Here is an 18052-nt window from a genome sequence, read left to right as displayed (position 1 = left end):
GACGGCTCCCCGGAGCTGTCCCTAGGCTGCCCCCGTGCGCGAGGAGCTGGACGAGCGCTTCCCCGGGCGGGCCCTGGACCCCGCCGTGTGGTTCCCGTACTACCTGCCGCACTGGAGCTCGCGGGCCGCCTCGGCGGCCACGTACGAGGTCCGCGACGGCGAGCTGCGGCTGTGGATCCCACCGGAGCAGCCGCTGTGGTGCCCGGACCGGCACGAGGAGCCGATGCGGGTGTCCTGCCTGCAGACCGGCAACTGGTCCGGCCCGGTCGGCAGCACGCGGGGACCGCAGCCCTTCGCCGACGGCCTCGTCGTCCGGGAGGAGCAGCCCGCCTTCTGGGGGCACGCCCCCCGGTACGGCCGGATCGAGGCCACGATGCGCGCCACGGTCACCGAGCGGTCGATGGTCGCCTTCTGGCTGTCGGGCACCGAGGAGGTCCGGGAGCACTCGGCGGAGATCTGCGTCGCCGAGGTCTTCGGGGACACCGTCCGGGGCGGCGCGGCGGACGTCGGGGTCGGGGTGCACCGGTTCGGCAACCCCGACGTGGCCGAGGACTTCACCACCGTGCGGCTGCCCCTCGACCTCGCCCGCGACCACACCTACGCGGTCGACTGGGCGCCGGCGTCCCTGGTGTTCACCGTCGACGGGCAGGTGGTCCGGCGTCTCGACCAGGCCCCGGACCACCCGGTGCAGCTGATGCTCGGCGTCTTCGACTTCCCGGCCCGGGCCGCGGCCGGCCGGGCCGACGTCCCGGTCCCGGAGCTGGTCGTGTCCGGGGTCCGCAGCCGCCGGCCCGCCTGACACCACGGACGGGTGCCGGGGGCGGTCCTCACCGCCGGGGCGCCGGTCGCAGGAGCTCGCCGCGGGCGGCCCGCAGCGCGCTGACGGTGCCCAGCCCGACGGGGGCGCCGACGACCATCTCGACCGTCGCGGCGTGCGGGCCGAGGAGCAGGACCAGCCGGGTGAGGAGACCCGGACCGGTGCGGCGGGCGGCCGGCCCGGCCGGGGGAGCCGCGGTTCCGGGCGGTGCGGTCAGCAGCGTCATGGGGACAGCGTCGGGACCGGGGCAGCGCCGTCGCGTCGGGGAGATCCCCCATCCACCCCGGGGGGCGCGTACGGTCCGGGGCCGTGCTCGTGGGCCGCGCACCCGAGCTGGCCGAGATCGCCGCGACGCTGGACGAGGCCCGTCGCGGCCGCTCCGCTGCCCTGTGCGTCCAGGGCGAGGCCGGCGTCGGCAAGACCAGCCTGCTGGAGGTCGCCGCGGCCTCGGCGGCGGGGTTCCGGGTGACCCGGACCCGCGGCGTGCAGGCCGAGCTCGGCCTGGGCCACGGCGCCCTGCTCGACCTGCTCACCCCGCTGCGCGCCGGCCTGCCCGACCTCCCCGCCGGCCAGCGCGACGCGCTCGGCGCCGCCCTGGGGTGGACGGCGGGCCCCGTCCCCGGCGAGCGCTTCCTGGTCGCCGCGGCCACCGTGTCCCTGCTCGGGGCGGCGGCCGAGCGGGAGCCGCTGCTCGTCGCGGTGGACGACGTCCAGTGGCTCGACGCGGGGTCCCTGCGGGCGGTGGCGTTCGCCGCCCGCAGGCTGCGGGGGGACCGCGTGGCCTTCCTGCTCGCGCGCCGCCCGCCGGCGCCCGGGGAGGCCGACGAGCTGGCCGACCTGCCGTGGCGGGAGCTGTCCGGCCTGGACCTCCCGGCCGCGCGCCGGCTGCTGGCCGAGCAGGTCGCCGACCCCCTCGTCGGGGCGCTGGTGGCCGCGACCGGCGGCAACCCGCTCGGGCTGCTGGAGGCCGCGCGCGCCCTCACCCCCGAGCAACGCCGCGGTTCGGCCCCGCTCCCGGACGCCGTCCCGGTCGGGCAGCGGCTCGCGGCGGGGTTCGACCGGGTGCTGCGGCAGGCCCCGGCCGGTGCCCGCCGCGCCCTCCTGCTCGTCGCCTGCTCCTCCCGCCCGGACGCCGGGCCGGTGGTGCGTGCCCTCCGGGCCGAGGGGCTCGTCCCGGAGCAGGCGGTGGCCGACGCCGAGCGGTGCGGGCTGCTGGTCACCGGGCCCGGCACGCTCGAGGCGGTGCACCCGCTCCTGCGCGCGGCGGCGCTGCGGGCCGCGCCCCCCGGTGAGCGGCGCTCGGCGCACGCCGGCCTGGCCGCGGCGCTGGACGAGGACCCGGAGCTCGCGACCCGGCACCGGTCGCTGGCCGTGCTCGGCGCCGACGACCGGCTCGCCGACGACCTCGCGCGCCTCGCCGGGCGGGAACGGGGACGGCGCGGGCTGGCCGCGGCCTCGGCGCTGCAGGAGCACGCCGCCCGGCTGCGCAGCTCGGCCGGCGCGGCCGCCTCCGACCGGTCGGTGGCCGCCGAGGACGCCTGGCTGGCCGGGGACCCGGTCCGCGCCCGGCGGCTGGCCGGGGAGACCCTCGACGGGGCCGCCGCCCCGGCCGACTGCGGGCGTGCGCTGCTCACCCTCGGCACGATCGAGCACTACGCCGGGTCCGTCCCCGCGGCCGGCGAACTCCTGCGCTCGGCGGCTGGCTGCGCGGTGGGCGGCGAGCGGCTGCGGGCCCTCGTCGAGCTCGGCTTCGTCGGCTACCGCCTCGGATCACCCGCCGCGGTCGCCGCCGTCGCCGCCGAGGTGCGCGCCGCCGCGGACCCCGGGGACCCCGAGCAGGCGGCCCTCGCCGACCACACCGAGGCCATGGCGCTGGCCTTCGGCGGCCGCTGGGCCGAGGCGCGCGCCCCGGCCCTGCGGGCGTTGGAGCGGCTGGAGTCCGACCCCCGGCTGCGCACGGACGCCCGCTACCTGGCGGTCGCCGCGCTCGCCCCCGCCTGGGCCGGGGAGCCCGAGCGGGCCGTCCCGGTCGTGGAACGCCGGCTGTCCGCGGCGCGGGCGGCCGGTGCCCTCGGCGTCCTGCCCCTCGTGCACGTCCTCGTCGCCGGGTGGGCCCTCGTGCGCGGCGACCACCGGCGCGCCTACGCGGTCGCGGGCGAGGCCATGGAGCTCGGGCGCGAGCTCGGCTACGTCGCCGATCTCGCGACCGCGGCGGAGGTGCTGGCCTTCGAGGAGGCGGCGCGGGGCCGGCACGAGAAGGCGGCGGCCGCGCTGGCCACCGCCCGCGAGCTCGGGACCCGGGCCGGCGTCGCGGCGGCGTCGGTGCAGGTGCACCTCGTCGACGCGTTCACCGCGCTGTGCCGCGGCGACCTCGGGCGGGTCGTGGCGGTCCTGGAGGCGCGGATCGCCGCCGACGGGGGTCGCCTGCCGCGGGGCGACCACGAGCTGGCGGTGGCGCCGGACCTCGTCGAGGCCTACCTGGGCCTGGGCCGGCACGCCGAGGCCGCGGCCCTGGCCGTCCGGTACGCCGAGGCGCACGCCGGAACGGCGCTGCCCGAGGTGCGCGCGCAGGCCGAGCGCCTGGCCGGGCTGGTGGCCGGCGACGACGCGGCGGCCACCGCGGCGTTCGAGCGGTCGCACGAGGCCGCCGCCGCGGGCACCGACCCGTTCGGCGCGGCGCGCACCCGGCTGCTCCACGGCGCACGCCTGCGCCGGTCCGGCGAGCGGGTGGCCGCGCGCCGGCAGCTGCGCATCGCGGCGGAGGCCTTCGCGGACATGGGGCTCGACGGCTGGGAGCGCCGGGCTGTCGAGGAGCTCGCCGCGACGGGCCAGCGGGTGCGGCGCGGGTCGCCGGGCGGCGTGCTCACCTCGCAGGAGACCCGGGTGGCCCTCCTGGTGGCCCGCGGGATGACCAACCGGGAGGTCGCCGCCGAGCTCTTCCTCAGCCCCCGGACGGTCGAGCACCACGTCACCGCGGTCCTGCGCAAGACCGGCCTGCGGTCCCGGGTGGCGGTCGCGGCGGCCTTCGCGCCCGGCGGCGAGCGGGCCGGGCCCGGCGGCTGAGCCGGCCCGACCGATGTCCGCCGCCCGGTGCTCTCGGTGCAGCCGGCCGCGCCGGAGCGCGTCGGGGCGGCCGTCCTGGACAACGCAGTTCCTCCGGGTCCGGGGCAGCACCGAGGACGTCCTGGCGGCCTTCGCGGCCGACCACGGCCACCGGGCCGGGTGCACCTGACCAGGGCTCCGGCCCGGGACGCGCGAGAGGCCCCACCGGGAACCCGGTGGGGCCTCTCGTCCGCCTCGCGGTGACCCGTGCCCCCGGCAGGATTCGAACCTGCGCACCCGCCTCCGGAGGGCGGTGCTCTATCCCCTGAGCTACGGGGGCTCGTCGGTGGGGCGACGACGAAACTACCAGCCCGCCCCGGCGGCCCGGACGGCGGCTCTCAGGGCGCCGGGAGCGGGGTTCCGCCGCGCGCGGTGAGCATGCGGGTCATCGTCGTCGTCTCGGCCGCCTGGGTCTCGGCCATCGATCCGGCGAGGTTCCGGACGACGGCCTCCCGGGCGTGCTCGGCGCCGTACTCGGCCATCTCCGCGCCGCCCTGGTGGTGGCGGATCATCAGCCGCAGGAACTCGACGTCGAACTCCGTCCCCGACAGCTCCCGCAGGGCGGCCAGCTCCTCGTCGGTGGCCATGCCGGGCATCAGCGCGCCGTCCATCGCCGACATGTCGTGCCCGGCCATGTCGCCGGCCGTGTCGCCGCTGCCCGTCTCCTCGCCCATCCAGGCCATCGCGTCCCCGCCGGTGGGGGAGACCCCCCACAGCGACAACCAGCCCTGCATGCGGCCGACCTGGTTCTGCTGGGTCTCGGCGATGTCGAAGGCCAGCTGCCGGATCTCCGGGTCGTTGCTGCGCTCGGGGACGAGGTTGGCCATCTCGACCGCCTGCAGGTGGTGGCGGGACATGTCGCGGGCGAAGCCGACGTCCACCGAGTCGGCGCCCGGCGCCTCGTCCCGGCCGATGCCGAGGGCGACCGCGGCGCCACCGCCGAGCAGCACCAGCGCCACCGCGATGACCCCGAGCAGGACCGCGCGCAGCGGCCGGCCCGCCGCGGTCACGGCGTGCCCGAGCTCTCGGCCGTCGGGGTGGTCGGCGCGTCGGTGGTCATGGCCTCGCTGCCGCGGCTGGCGTCGTCCACGGTCAGGGGGTCGCTGATGAAGGTCGGGTTCTCGCAGCTGGCCCCGACCTCGGGGTAGAACTCGGCGTTGAAGGTCATGAAGTCGGCGAACTGCTCGATCCGCGGGTCGTCGACCGAGTCGACCTCCAGCTGGTGGTTCCAGGACTGCAGGCTCACCGGGGTGTCCAGGCCGGCGTACGGCGAGAGCATCCGGCCCGACTCGTCGGCCACGTCGGCCAGCGTGGCGACCTGGTCCTCGGTGAGGGCGTCGGGGTCGTAGGTGATCCACACCGCGCCGTGCTCGAGGCTGTGCACCGCGTTCTCGTGCCGGATGTCGACGTCGTAGACGGTGCCGGTGCAGTCGGCCCACTCGCCGTCGTGCGGCCCGCCCACCGGGGGCGACTGCTCGTACTGGACCGGGGTGGCGACGTGCTCCTGCCCGGCGGCGTAGTCGAAGGTCTGCACGCCGTCGATCTCGTCGAGGGAGTCGATGCGGTTGGCGTCGGCCTCGTTGACCTGCACCACCGCGTAGGTGATGACGGCGGCGGCGAAGACGACCACCGCGATCGCCGCGGCGATCAGCCCCCAGGGGCGCTGCGGGCTGACCACGTTCGCGGCCGGCGGGCGGGTGCGGCCGCCGGCCGGCCGGCCCCCGGCCGCGGGGCGGGCTCCCGAGCCGGACCGTCCGGACCCGCCGCGCGCGCGGCCGTCCTGGGGCTTACGGTCCTTGGCCACGGGTGCTCCTCGCGCTCGTCCTCGACGGGCCGCGCGGTGCGCCGGCCCCGGGAGCCCGGGGCGGCTCCCGGGAGGCCAGTCTAGGGCGGGCGCCTGGGAGGTCCCTGGCAGCGCGCGCCGGTGCCGGGGCGGGCGGCAGGGGTGCCGTGTCCCGCTGCGTACGATCGCGCGGTGACACCGGAGCAGTTGCGCGACGTCGTCCGGACCGCCGTGGCCGCCGCCGTCCAGCGCGGCGTGCTGCCCGTCGAGGTCCCCGCCGACGTCCTCGTCGAACGGCCGAAGAACCCCGAGCACGGCGACTACGCCACCAACGTCGCCCTCCGCCTGGCCAAGCCGGCCGGGCGGCCGCCCCGGGAGGTGGCCGAGGTCCTCGCCGCGGAGCTGCGCGGGCACGAGGGCGTCGCCGCCGTCGACGTGGCCGGCCCCGGGTTCCTCAACATCACCCTCGCCCGCGGTGCCCTCGGCCGCATCGCCGTCGACGCGGTCACCGCGGGGGAGGCCTACGGCCGCACCTCCACCCTGGCCGGGCAGCGGGTCAACCTGGAGTTCGTCTCGGCCAACCCGACCGGGCCGGTGCACATCGGCGGCAGCCGGTGGGCCGCCGTCGGCGACGCCATCGGCCGGCTGCTCGAGGCCAGCGGCGCCGACGTGACCCGCGAGTACTACATCAACGACGCCGGCGCGCAGATCGACCGCTTCGCCCGCAGCCTGCAGGCGGCGGCCACGGGCCGGCCGGTCCCCGAGGACGGCTACGGCGGGACCTACGTCGCCGACATCGCCGCGTCCGTCGTCGCGGGGACGCCCGACCTGCTGGAGCGGGCCGAGCCCGAGCAGCTGCAGGTCTTCCGCGACCGCGGCGTGGAGCTGATGCTCGACGAGATCCGCCGGTCGATGGCGGACTTCGGCGTCGACTTCGACGTGTGGTTCAGCGAGCTGTCGCTGCACGAGTCGGGCGCGCTCGACAAGGCGCTGGCCCGGCTGCGCGAGCAGGGGCACGTCTACGAGACCGACGGCGCGGTGTGGCTGCGGACCACCGACTTCGGCGACGACAAGGACCGCGTCCTGGTCAAGGCCGACGGCGAGACCACCTACTTCGCCTCCGACTGCGCCTACTACCTGGACAAGAGGGCGCGCGGGTTCGACCGGGCCGTGATCATGCTCGGCGCCGACCACTCCGGCTACGTCGGCCGGTACAAGGCGCTCGTCGCGGCGACCGGGGACGACCCCGACCAGCACCTCGAGATCCTCATCGGCCAGCTGGTCAACCTGCTCCGGGGCGGTGAGCCGGTCCGGATGAGCAAGCGGGCCGGGACGATCGTCCTGCTGTCGGACCTCGTCGACGCGATCGGCGTCGACGCGGCGCGCTACGCCCTGGCCCGGGCCTCGGTCGACCAGCAGATCGACATCGACATCGACGTGTGGAGCCGGCAGACCAACGACAACCCGGTCTTCTACGTGCAGTACGCCCACGCCCGGATCTCCTCGGTGCTGCGCAACGCCGCCGACCTGGGGCTGGCCACGAGCTTCGACCCGCCCGCCGCCGACGGCGTCGACGCCGGGTGGCTCACCCACGAGCGGGAGAACGACCTGCTGCGGGCGATCGGTGAGTTCCCGCGGGTGGTCACCTCGGCCGCCGAGCTGCGCGCCCCGCACCGGGTGGCCCGCTACCTGGAGGAGCTCGCCGGCACCTACCACCGCTTCTACGACTCGTGCCGCGTGCTGCCGCGCGGCGACGAGGAGGCGACGGCCCTGAACGTCGCCCGGCTGTGGCTGTGCGCGGCCACCGCGGTGGTGCTGCGCAACGGCCTGGGCCTGCTGGGCGTGAGCGCGCCGGAGCGGATGTGAGGGCGCACCCGGCCGGCCCGCTGCACGGCAGCCTCGCGCAGCCGACCCCCGCCGGCGCGCCCCCGGCCGACCTCGGCGCCCTCGACCCGCACGTCTGGCCGCGCACCGCCCGGCGGGTGGACGGCGAGATCCACCTCGGCGGCCGCCCGGTCACCGAGCTCGCCCGCACCCACGGGACGCCGCTGTTCGTGCTCGACGAGGCCGACCTGCGCGGTCGCGCCGCCGACTTCGCGAGTGCGTTCGACGGCGCCGACGTGCACTACGCCTCCAAGGCATTCCTCTGCGGTCAGCTGGCCCGCTGGATCGCCGAGGACGGCCTGCACCTCGACGCCTGCTCGGGCAACGAGCTCGCCCTGGCGCTGGCCGCGGGGTTCCCGCCCGAGCGGATCGCGCTGCACGGCAACAACAAGTCCCTGGTCGAGCTGCGGCTGGCCGTGGACGCCGGCATCGGCCGCGTAGTCCTCGACTCCTTCGACGAGATCGACCGGCTGGTGCCGCTGGCCGCCGAGCGGGTGGCCGCCGGGGGTGCGCCGGTGTCGGTGCTGGTGCGCGCCACGGTCGGCATCGAGGCGCACACGCACGAGTTCATCGCCACGGCCCACGAGGACCAGAAGTTCGGCTTCAGCCTGGCCACCGGCGACGCGCTGACCGCCGCGGTCCGGGTCATCCGCGAGCCGGCGCTGCGGCTGGCCGGGATGCACAGCCACATCGGGTCGCAGATCTTCGACACCGCCGGCTTCGAGGCGGCCGCGCACCGCGTGGTCGGGCTCCTGGGCCAGGTGCACCAGGCCACCGGCGAGGTCCTCGAGGAGCTCAACCTCGGCGGCGGGTTCGGCATCGCCTACCTGGCCGAGGACGACCCGGTCAGCCCGGCCGACGTCGCCCGCCGGCTGCGGGCGGTGGTCGAGGCCGAGTGCGCGATGGCCGGACTGCCCGTGCCGCGGCTGGCCGTCGAGCCCGGCCGGGCCATCGCCGGCCCCGGCACGGTCACGCTCTACGAGATCGGCACCATCAAGCCGGTGCGGCTGGGCGCCAGCGGCAGCCCGGGCGCACCCCTGGTGCGCAACTACGTCTCCGTCGACGGCGGGATGAGCGACAACATCCGCACCGCCCTGTACGACGCCGCCTACACCTGCGTGCTCGCCAACCGCGTCTCCGACGCCCCGCCGGCGCTGTGCCGGGTCGTCGGCAAGCACTGCGAGAGCGGCGACGTCCTCGTCCGGGACCTCTGGCTGCCGTCGGACGTCCAGCCCGGCGACCTGCTGGCCGTCGCGGCCACCGGCGCCTACTGCTGGTCGATGGCGAGCAACTACAACTACCTGCTCAAGCCGCCCGTGGTCGCCGTCCGGGAGGGGGTCGCCACCGAGATCGTGCGCCGTCAGACACTGTCGGACGTGTTCACCCTCGACGCCGTCCTCGCCGACGTGACCGCGCCGCACCCCGCCATCGACCAGCCCGCCCCCGAGCACCCCGCGGGCACCCGGTCGACGAGCGCGCGGGTCGGCGCGGAGGCGCGGCCGTGACCGCCCCGCTCAAGGTCGCGCTGCTGGGCTGCGGCACCGTCGGGGGCGCGGTCCTGCGGCTGCTGGGCGAGCAGGCCGACGAACTCGCCGCCCGCATCGGTCGGCCGGTGGAGGTCGCCGGCGTCGCCGTCCGCCGGCCCGACCGGCACCCGGAGGTGCCGCCGCACCTGCTGACCACCGACGCGCACGGGCTGGTCACCCGGGACGACGTCGACCTGGTCGTCGAGGTCATCGGCGGCATCGAGCCGGTGCGCTCGCTGCTGCTGGCCGCCTTCGAGGCCGGCAAGTCCGTGGTCAGCGCCAACAAGGCGCTGCTCGCCGAGGACGGCAGCGCCCTGCACGCCGCCGCCGCGAAGGCCGGCGTGGACCTCTACTACGAGGCCGCCGTGGCCGGCGCGATCCCGATGCTGCGCCCGCTGCGCGAGTCCCTGGCCGGTGACCAGCTGCGCCGGGTGGTCGGCATCGTCAACGGGACGACGAACTACATCCTCTCCCGGATGGCCGAGACCGGGCACGGGTTCACCGAGGCGCTGGCCGAGGCCACCGAGCTGGGGTACGCCGAGGCCGACCCGACCGCCGACGTCGACGGGTTCGACGCCGCCGCCAAGGCCGCGATCCTCGCCAGCCTGGCCTTCCACACCGAGGTCACCGCCGCCGACGTGCACCGCGAGGGCATCAGCGCGATCACCGCCACCGACGTGGCCCGCGCCGCCGAGATCGGCTGCACGGTCAAGCTGCTGGCCATCTGCGAACGCGTGGTGAACGGCGGAGGCGACTCCGTCGCCGTCCGCGTGCACCCCGCGATGATCCCGACCACGCACCCGCTGGCCGCCGTCGGCGGCGCGTTCAACGCCGTCTTCGTCGAGGCCGAGGCGGCCGGGCAGCTGATGTTCTACGGCCAGGGCGCGGGCGGGGACGCCACGGCCAGCGCCGTCCTCGGCGACCTGGTCGCCGTGGCGCGCAACCGGGTGGCCGGCGTGGCCGGCCCCGGGGTCACCACCTACGCCGGGCTGCCGGCCCGGCCCATCGCCGAGACGCCGACCCGGTACCACGTGGGCCTCGACGTGGCCGACCGGCCCGGCGTGCTGGCGACCGTGGCGCAGGAGTTCGCCCGGCACGGGGTGAGCATCGCGACGGTGCGGCAGGACGGGCACGGGGACGCCGCCACGCTGGTCATCGTCACCCACAGCGCACCCGACGCCGCGCTGTCGGCCACGGTCGACGCGCTGCGGGACATGCCCGCCGTCCGCGGGGTCACCAGCATCCTGCGTGTGGAGGGACTGTCATGACCAGCGGTCTGCCGGTGCGCGGCGCCGTCTCCCCGGCCTGGCCCGGGCTCATCGAGGCCTACCGCGCGCGGCTGCCGGTCAGCGACACGACCCCCGTGGTGACCCTGCAGGAGGGCGCCACCCCGCTGGTGCCGGCCCGGGAGCTCTCCCGGCGCACCGGCTGCGAGGTGTACCTCAAGGTCGAGGGGGCCAACCCGACCGGGTCGTTCAAGGACCGCGGCATGACCATGGCCATCACCAAGGCCGTGGAGGAGGGCTCGCAGGCGGTCATCTGCGCCTCCACCGGCAACACCAGCGCCAGCGCCGCCGCCTACGCCGCCCGCGCCGGGCTGGTCTGCGCCGTGCTGGTGCCGCAGGGCAAGATCGCGCTCGGCAAGCTCGCCCAGGCCCTGGTGCACGGCGCCAAGCTGCTGCAGGTCGACGGCAACTTCGACGACTGCCTCGCGCTGGCCAGCAAGCTGGCCATCGACTACCCGGTGAGCCTGGTCAACAGCGTCAACCAGTTCCGCATCGAGGGGCAGAAGACGGCGTCGTTCGAGGTCGTCGACGTCCTCGGCGACGCGCCCGACATCCACTGCCTGCCGGTCGGCAACGCCGGCAACATCACCGCGTACTGGCAGGGTTACCGCGAGTACGCCGAGGACGGTCCGGCCACGAAGCGGCCGCGGATGTGGGGCTTCCAGGCCGCCGGGGCCGCGCCGATCGTGTCCGGGCGGGTCGTGGAGCAGCCGCAGACCATCGCGACGGCGATCCGCATCGGCAACCCGGCGTCGTGGACGAAGGCGCTGGCCGCCCGCGACGAGTCCGGCGGCCGCATCGACGCGGTGACCGACCGCGCGATCCTCGCCGCCTACCGGCTGCTGGCCCGCACCGAGGCCGTCTTCGTCGAGCCGGCCTCGGCGGCCTCGGTCGCCGGGCTGCTGCAGGTCGCCGAGGCCGGCGGGCTCGAGCCCGGCCGGCGGGTGGTCTGCACGGTCACCGGCAACGGGCTCAAGGACCCGGAGTGGGCCATCTCCGGTGCTCCCGCGCCGGTCACCGTGCCGGTGGACGCCGCCGCCGCGGCCGCGAAGCTCGGCCTGTGAGCCCCGTCCGCGTCCGCGTCCCGGCGACCTCGGCCAACCTGGGCCCGGCCTTCGACTGCGCCGGGCTGGCGCTGGCCTGCCACGACGTCGTCGGGTTCGCCGCCACGTCCGGCGGGCTCGAGGTCGCGATGACCGGTGAGGGGGCGGGCACGCTGCCCGCCGACGAGTCCCACCTCGTCGTCCGCGCGTTCCGCGCGGCCTGCGACGTGCTCGGCTGGCACCCCCCGGGCCTGCGGGTCGCCGCCGACAACGGCATCCCGCAGGGGCGGGGCATGGGCTCCTCGGCGGCCGCCGTCGTCGCCGGGGTGGTCGGCGCGTTCGCGCTGTGCCCCCACGCCGACCGGGACGACGACGCCGTGCTCCGGCTGGCCACCGAGATCGAGGGCCACCCCGACAACGTCGCGCCGTGCCTGCTCGGCGGGGCGACGCTCTCGTGGACGACCCCCGCCGGCCCGCGTGCGGTGCGGCTGCCCGTGCACGCCGACGTCGTCCCGGTCGTCCTGGTGCCGGAGGCCACGCTGTCGACGCACCTGGCCCGCGGCCTGCTGCCCGAACTCGTGCCCCACGGGGACGCCGCCTTCAACGCGGCGCGGTCGGCCCTGCTGGCCCACGCGCTCACCGCTGCGCCGGAACTGCTCCTCGACGCGACGGAGGACCGCCTGCACCAGGCGCAGCGGGCCGCGGCGATGCCGGGGACCGCGGAGCTGCTCGGCCGGCTGCGCGCGGCGGGCCACGCCGCGGTCGTCTCCGGCGCCGGCCCGAGCGTGCTGGTCCTCGTCCGGCGGGGGGCGGGAGAGGCGGCCGACCACCCGTCCGGGGTACGGGCCGTGGCCGGACTCACCCCTTCCGGGTGGTCGATGCGCGTGTTCCCCGTCGACGGACGGGGCGCGTGCGTCGTGAGTGGCGGACCTCGGGTATCGTCTGCATAACGAGGAACACACCGGTCTCGACCAGTGTTGTCGTGTCCGTGAGCGCGGATTAGGCTCACGACGTAGCCGCCCTCTCGGGCGAGCCTCGCGCGGGGCGTTGCTGACGATCCATCCCGTCGCCGCAGATACCGCCTCGCACCTATTCGATCTCGTCCCCCCGTCTGTCCAGGACCGTGGCAGAGGCGGGGGGACCGGGTCACCCCCTGCGCTGGTAGGCGCAGGTCTCTCGCAGGGAAGGACCTGTACGTGAGCGAGACCACCGACCTCGCCGTCACGCCGCAGAGCGGCACGGGCGAGGCACCTGCCGCTCCTGGTGCGGCCGGGAAGACCACCCGCCGCCGCGGCAGCGGGCTGTCGGGGATGCTGCTGCCCGAGCTGCAGCGCCTGGCGGCCGAACTCGGCATCACCGGCACCGGCCGGATGCGCAAGGGCGACCTGGTCGCCGCCATCTCCGCCCGCCAGGTCGGCGGGCCGGCACCGGCCGAGCCCCGGCCGGCGAGCGAGGTCCCGGCCGCCCGGGACGCCGCGCCCCTGGAGGCGCCGGTCAGCGGGGGAGCCAACAGCGGCCCGGTCAGCGAGTCGGTCGCCGAGCCGGCCGAGGCCCCCGCCCCGCGGCGCCGCCGCGCGGCCAGCCGGCCGGCCGGTGCGCCCACCGCCGAGACCCCGACCGGTGCCGACACCGACACCGGCAACGGCACCGCCACCGACACCGCCGGTGCGGCCGGGACCACCCGGCCCGACGAGGCCGACCGCGGCGCCGCGCCGGCGTCGCGCGTCGAGACCCCGGACGCGCCCGCGGCCGGCACCACCGCCCCGGCGCCGTCCCGGGGTGGCACGACCGCGGGTGAGACCGCCGACGGCGACCGTTCGGAGCGCACCCGCGACCGCGGCCGCAGCCGTGACGGCGGCGACCGCTCCGAGGGCGGCGACCGTCCCGAGCGCGGCGACCGTCCCGAGCGGGGCGACCGTCCCGAGCGCGGCGACCGTCCCGAGCGGGGCGACCGTCCCGAGCGCGGCAACCGCGACGAGCGCGGCAGCCGGGACGGCGGCGACCGCTCCGAGCGCGGCAACCGGGACGACCGGGGCGACCGCTCCGAGCGCGGCAACCGCGACGACCGCGGGCGCGACGGCGGCCGCGGCCCTGACCAGGGCGGCCGTGGCGGCCGACCGGACAACCGCAACGACCGCGGCAACGACACCCGCGGGGACAACCGCAACGACCGCGGGGACAACCGCAACGACGAGGACGACGACGACTTCGAGGGCGGCCGCGGCCGCCGGGGTCGCCGGTACCGCGACCGCAACCGCCGCGGCGGGCGGGAGCGCTTCGAGCAGAACGAGCCCGCGGTCAGCGAGGACGACGTCCTGCTGCCGGTCGCCGGCATCCTCGACGTCCTCGACAACTACGCGTTCGTCCGCACCTCCGGCTACCTGACCGGGCCCAACGACGTCTACGTGTCCCTCTCGCAGGTCCGCCGCTACGGCCTGCGGCGCGGCGACGCCATCACCGGCGCCGTCCGCCAGCCGCGCGAGGGCGAGCGCAAGGACAAGTACAACGCCCTGGTCCGGCTGGACACCGTCAACGGCCTGGACCCCGAGCAGGCCCGGCAGCGGCCCGAGTTCACCAAGCTGACCCCGCTCTACCCGCAGCAGCGGCTGCGGCTGGAGACCGAGCCGCACCAGCTGACCACCCGGGTCATCGACCTGGTCATGCCGATCGGGAAGGGCCAGCGCGCGCTGATCGTCAGCCCGCCCAAGGCCGGCAAGACGATGGTGCTGCAGGCGATCGCCAACGCGATCACCGCGAACAACCCCGAGTGCCACCTCATGGTCGTCCTCGTCGACGAGCGGCCCGAGGAGGTCACCGACATGCAGCGCTCGGTGAAGGGCGAGGTCATCGCCTCGACCTTCGACCGGCCGCCGTCGGACCACACCACGGTCGCCGAGCTGTCCATCGAGCGGGCCAAGCGCCTGGTCGAGATGGGCCACGACGTCGTCGTCCTGCTGGACTCGATCACCCGCCTCGGGCGTGCCTACAACCTGGCCGCCCCCGCCAGCGGGCGGATCCTCTCCGGTGGTGTGGACTCCACGGCGCTGTACCCGCCCAAGCGCTTCCTCGGCGCCGCCCGCAACATCGAGAACGGCGGCTCGCTGACCATCATCGCCTCGGCGCTGGTGGAGACCGGGTCCACGATGGACACGGTCATCTTCGAGGAGTTCAAGGGCACGGGGAACGCGGAGATCAAGCTGGACCGCCGGCTGGCGGACAAGCGGGTCTTCCCGGCCGTCGACGTCAACGCGTCAGGCACGCGCAAGGAGGAGATCCTCATGTCGCCCGACGAGCTGGCCATCGTCATCAAGCTGCGCCGGGTGCTCGCCGCGCTCGAGCCGCAGCAGGCGCTGGAGCTGCTGCTGGACAAGCTGAAGAAGACGCGCAACAACGTCGAGTTCCTCATGCAGATCCAGAAGACGACGCTGGGCGCGAACGACTGAAAGGACCCCGCTGCCCCCCCACCGCTCGCAGGCTCGCGGCAGGGCCCGGCAGCGGGGCCACCCGTCCTCCTAGGACGGAGGGCATCCGCCGGTGGGCGGTCCGGGGACGGGCCGCCCGCCGGCCGGGCTCGCCGGTCAGGGATACTGGCCGACCGAGCCTGCGCCGCGCGGCCCGGAATCCCCGGACGGCCGCCGGCGTTCGACCACCTGAACGGCACGGACTCTTCGGAAGAGGCGACATGAAGCCCGACATCCACCCGCACTACGACGTCACCACGGTCACCTGTGGTTGCGGGAACACCTTCACCACCCGCAGCACGGCGCCGGGCGGTCAGCTGACGGTCGAGACGTGCTCGGCCTGCCACCCGTTCTACACGGGCAAGCAGCGGATCCTCGACACCGGTGGCCGCGTGGCCCGCTTCGAGAAGCGCTTCGGCAAGCGCGGCGCGAACGCCGGCAAGTAGCACCCCCGACGGCGCCCGTCCCACCTCGCGTGGGGCGGGCGCCGTCGTCGTGTCCGCACCCCACCTCCCCGCGCCCGCCCGGGCGCGCCCCCGCCCCGGAGGAACCCCATGAGCAGCGGCACCGAGACCGCCGCGACCGACCGGCTCGCCGCGCTGCTGGCCGAGCACGCCTCCCTGGAGACCGAGCTCGCCGAGCCGGCCGTGCACGCCGACCCCGCCCGCGCCCGCCGCCTCGGCCGGCGCTACGCCCAGCTCGCGCCGGTGGTCGAGAGCGCCCGCGCCCTGGACACCGTGCGCGCGGACCTCGCCGCGGCCCGCGAACTGGCCGCCGAGGACGTCTCGTTCGCCGCCGAGGCCGAGACCCTGGAGCAGCGCGTCCCGGAGCTCGAGGAGCGGCTGCGGTCCCTGCTGGTGCCCGGGGACCCCGACGACGACAAGGACGTCATCCTCGAGATCAAGGCGGGGGAGGGCGGCGCCGAGTCCGCCCTGTTCGCCGGCGACCTGCTGCGCATGTACCTGCGCTACGCCGAGCGCCGCGGCTGGTCGGCCGAGGTCATCGACGCCGTCGACGCCGAGCTCGGCGGGTTCAAGGACGTCTCCGTGGCCATCAAGTCGCGCAGCGACGAGGGGATCTGGTCCCGGCTGAAGTTCGAGGGCGGTGTGCACCGCGTGCAGCGGGTCCCGGTCACCGAGTCCCAGGGCCGCATCCACACCTCGGCCGCCGGCGTCCTGGTGCTCCCGGAGGCCGAGGAGGTCGACGTCACGGTCGACCCGAACGACCTGCGGGTCGACGTCTTCCGCTCCTCCGGCCCCGGGGGGCAGAGCGTGAACACCACCGACTCCGCCGTCCGCATCACCCACCTGCCCACCGGCATCGTCGTCAGCTGCCAGAACGAGAAGAGCCAGCTGCAGAACCGCGAGTCGGCGCTGCGCATCCTGCGCTCCCGGCTGCTGGCCGCCGCCCGCGAGGAGGCCGCGGCCGCCGCCAGCGACGCCCGGCGCAGCCAGGTGCGCACGGTCGACCGCAGCGAGCGGGTGCGCACCTACAACTTCCCGGAGAACCGGATCAGCGACCACCGGGTCGGCTTCAAGGCGCACAACCTCGACCAGGTCCTCGACGGCGAGCTCGACCCGGTCATCGACGCGCTGACCCGCGCCCGCACCGCCGAGCTGCTGGCGGCCGGCTCCTGACGCCGCGCACGCTGCTGACCGACGCCGCCCGCCGCCTGGCCGAGGCCGGCCTCGACTCGCCGCGGGTGGACGCCGAGCTGCTGCTCGCCCACGCCCTCGGCGTCCCCCGAGGCCGGCTGCTCACCCTGACCGACGTCCCCGCCGACGTCGCCGACCGGTTCACCGCGCTGGTCGACCAGCGCGCCGGGCGGGTCCCCCTGCAGCACCTGACGGGACGCGCGCCGTTCCGCCACCTGGAGCTGGCGGTGGGGCCCGGTGTCTTCGTCCCGCGCCCGGAGACCGAGCAGCTCGTCGGCTGGGCGCTGGACCGGCTCGCCGGCACCCCGGAGCCCGTGGTGGTCGACCTGGGGGCCGGGTCGGGCGCGATCGCGCTGTCGCTGGCGCACGAGCACCCCGGCGCGCGGGTCACGGCGGTCGAGCGGGACCCGGTGGCGGCCGAGTGGACGCGGGCCAACGCCGCTGCCCGGGCGGCCGCGGGGGACACCCCCGTCGAGGTCCTGCCCGGCGACATGACCGACCCCCGTCTGCTGCGCGCCCTCGACGGCGCCGTCGACCTCGTCGTCAGCAACCCGCCCTACGTCCCCGACGGCGCCCGGGTCCCCCGGGAGGTGGCCGAGCACGACCCGCCGCTGGCGCTGTGGGGCGGCCCCGACGGCCTGGAGGTCGTCCGCGGCATGCTCGCCGTCGCGGCCCGGCTGCTGCGCCCCGGCGGCGCACTCGGCATCGAGCACGCCGACCAGCAGGGCAGCACGCTGCCGGCCGTCGTCCGGGCGTCCGGCTCCTTCGTCGACGTCGCCGACCACCGCGACCTCGCCGGCCGGCCGCGGTACACCACCGCCGTCCGTGCGCCGGGGTGACAGACTGCGGCCCCGTGGCCGACCTCTACGACTGCACCGACGCCGGGGCGCGCGCCGCCGGCCTGGACGCCGCGGCCGCCGCCCTCTCCCGCGGCGAGCTGGTGCTGATGCCCACGGACACCGTCTACGGGGTGGCCGCCGACGCGTTCACCCCCGCGGCGGTGACCCGCCTGCTGGCGGCCAAGAACCGCGGGCGGACGATGCCGGTCCCGGTCCTCATCGGCGAGGCCTCCACGCTCGCCGGGCTCGTCACCAGCACCCCGCCGGTGGCCACCGCGCTCGCCCAGGCGTTCTGGCCCGGGGGGCTGACCCTCGTCGTCGAGCACGCCCCCTCGCTGGCCTGGGACCTCGGTGACGCGCAGGGCACGGTGGCCGTCCGCCTGCCGGACGACGACGTGGCCCGGGACCTGCTCCGCCGCACCGGCCCGCTCGCCGTCTCCAGCGCCAACCGCTCGGGCCGGCCGGCGGCGACCACCGCCGAGGAGGCGGTCGCCCAGCTCGGCGAACGGGCCGCGGTCGTCCTCGACGGCGGCCCGCGCACCGGCACCGCGGCCAGCACGATCGTCGACTGCACCGGCCCCACCCCGCGGGTGCTCCGGGTGGGCGCGGTCCCGGTCGACGCGCTGCGCGAGGTCGTGCCCGAGGTCACCGAGTAG

General features: G+C 76.6%; 15 protein-coding genes and 1 tRNA gene. 12 read left to right on the top strand and 4 right to left on the bottom strand.

The genetic code is table 11. The features are described 5' to 3' along the window. Nucleotides 1-34: 34 nt before the first annotated feature. On the top strand, nt 35-799 hold the full coding sequence (locus ACI8AC_RS15865; RefSeq protein ID WP_456898759.1) for a glycoside hydrolase family 16 protein: 765 nt from the start codon (nt 35-37) through the stop codon (nt 797-799). A 28-nt stretch (nt 800-827) separates the two neighbouring features. On the opposite strand, the gene ACI8AC_RS15860 is transcribed toward ACI8AC_RS15865, so the two are convergent. After that, on the bottom strand, nt 828-1043 hold the full coding sequence (locus ACI8AC_RS15860) for a hypothetical protein (protein ID WP_456898758.1): 216 nt from the start codon (nt 1041-1043) through the stop codon (nt 828-830). 83 nt (nt 1044-1126) lie between these two features. On the opposite strand from ACI8AC_RS15860, the gene ACI8AC_RS15855 reads away from it, so the two are divergent. Further along, nucleotides 1127-3880, top strand: a complete 2754-nt coding sequence (locus ACI8AC_RS15855; protein ID WP_456898757.1) for an AAA family ATPase — start codon at nt 1127-1129, stop codon at nt 3878-3880. A 247-nt stretch (nt 3881-4127) separates the two neighbouring features. Here ACI8AC_RS15855 and ACI8AC_RS15850 read toward each other — a convergent pair. The 3 genes from ACI8AC_RS15850 to ACI8AC_RS15840 all read right to left on the bottom strand — a co-directional run bounded on the left by ACI8AC_RS15850 (nt 4128) and on the right by ACI8AC_RS15840 (nt 5723). After that, nucleotides 4128-4199: transfer RNA gene (locus tag ACI8AC_RS15850), tRNA-Arg, on the bottom strand. Nucleotides 4200-4257: 58 nt separating this feature from the next. Then, entirely contained in the window at nt 4258-4929 is a 672-nt protein-coding gene (locus ACI8AC_RS15845) for a DUF305 domain-containing protein (RefSeq protein WP_456898756.1), read from the bottom strand. Then, nucleotides 4926-5723: a DUF3105 domain-containing protein gene (locus tag ACI8AC_RS15840; protein ID WP_456898755.1), complete on the bottom strand. Its 798-nt coding sequence runs from the start codon at nt 5721-5723 to the stop codon at nt 4926-4928. Before ACI8AC_RS15840 ends, ACI8AC_RS15845 begins: the two co-directional genes overlap by 4 nt. Nucleotides 5724-5894: 171 nt before the next feature. Between ACI8AC_RS15840 and argS the strand changes: the two genes are divergently transcribed. The 10 genes from argS to ACI8AC_RS15790 all read left to right on the top strand — a co-directional run bounded on the left by argS (nt 5895) and on the right by ACI8AC_RS15790 (nt 18052). Next, the gene (gene argS, locus ACI8AC_RS15835) at nt 5895-7568 is read left to right on the top strand and encodes an arginine--tRNA ligase (protein WP_456898754.1); all 1674 of its coding nucleotides are present in this window, start codon (nt 5895-5897) and stop codon (nt 7566-7568) included. After that, nucleotides 7565-9091, top strand: a complete 1527-nt coding sequence (gene lysA / locus ACI8AC_RS15830) for a diaminopimelate decarboxylase (RefSeq protein WP_456898753.1) — start codon at nt 7565-7567, stop codon at nt 9089-9091. Before argS ends, lysA begins: the two co-directional genes overlap by 4 nt. Further along, nucleotides 9088-10380, top strand: a complete 1293-nt coding sequence (locus tag ACI8AC_RS15825; protein ID WP_456898752.1) for a homoserine dehydrogenase — start codon at nt 9088-9090, stop codon at nt 10378-10380. The genes lysA and ACI8AC_RS15825 overlap by 4 nt, the downstream gene beginning before the upstream one ends. After that, entirely contained in the window at nt 10377-11462 is a 1086-nt protein-coding gene (gene thrC, locus ACI8AC_RS15820) for a threonine synthase (protein ID WP_456898751.1), read from the top strand. The genes ACI8AC_RS15825 and thrC overlap by 4 nt, the downstream gene beginning before the upstream one ends. Further along, entirely contained in the window at nt 11459-12391 is a 933-nt protein-coding gene (gene thrB / locus ACI8AC_RS15815; protein ID WP_456898750.1) for a homoserine kinase, read from the top strand. The genes thrC and thrB overlap by 4 nt, the downstream gene beginning before the upstream one ends. A gap of 246 nt (nt 12392-12637) precedes the next feature. Continuing rightward, on the top strand, nt 12638-14884 hold the full coding sequence (rho, locus tag ACI8AC_RS15810) for a transcription termination factor Rho (RefSeq protein ID WP_456898749.1): 2247 nt from the start codon (nt 12638-12640) through the stop codon (nt 14882-14884). Nucleotides 14885-15123: 239 nt separating this feature from the next. Further along, on the top strand, nt 15124-15348 hold the full coding sequence (gene rpmE / locus ACI8AC_RS15805; protein ID WP_117379250.1) for a 50S ribosomal protein L31: 225 nt from the start codon (nt 15124-15126) through the stop codon (nt 15346-15348). 108 nt (nt 15349-15456) lie between these two features. Continuing rightward, the gene (gene prfA / locus ACI8AC_RS15800) at nt 15457-16539 is read left to right on the top strand and encodes a peptide chain release factor 1 (protein ID WP_456898748.1); all 1083 of its coding nucleotides are present in this window, start codon (nt 15457-15459) and stop codon (nt 16537-16539) included. Continuing rightward, a complete protein-coding gene (prmC, locus tag ACI8AC_RS15795; RefSeq protein WP_456898804.1) occupies nt 16536-17396 on the top strand; it encodes a peptide chain release factor N(5)-glutamine methyltransferase in 861 nt (286 codons plus the stop codon). Before prfA ends, prmC begins: the two co-directional genes overlap by 4 nt. 14 nt (nt 17397-17410) lie before the next feature. Further along, nucleotides 17411-18052, top strand: a complete 642-nt coding sequence (locus ACI8AC_RS15790; RefSeq protein ID WP_456898747.1) for an L-threonylcarbamoyladenylate synthase — start codon at nt 17411-17413, stop codon at nt 18050-18052.

Source organism: Geodermatophilus sp. SYSU D00758 (assembly GCF_054049955.1).
Note: the sequence above shows the minus strand (reverse complement) of the source record. Positions and strands in the feature narration are given on the sequence as shown.

Excerpts from the sequence above, each read along its gene's own strand:
- ACI8AC_RS15860 (WP_456898758.1), bottom strand. The coding sequence starts at position 1,043 with ATGACGCTGCTGACCGCACCGCCCGGAACCGCGGCTCCCCCGGCCGGG.
- thrC (WP_456898751.1), top strand. The coding sequence starts at position 10,377 with ATGACCAGCGGTCTGCCGGTGCGCGGCGCCGTCTCCCCGGCCTGGCCC.
- rpmE (WP_117379250.1), top strand. The coding sequence starts at position 15,124 with ATGAAGCCCGACATCCACCCGCACTACGACGTCACCACGGTCACCTGT.
- prfA (WP_456898748.1), top strand. The coding sequence starts at position 15,457 with ATGAGCAGCGGCACCGAGACCGCCGCGACCGACCGGCTCGCCGCGCTG.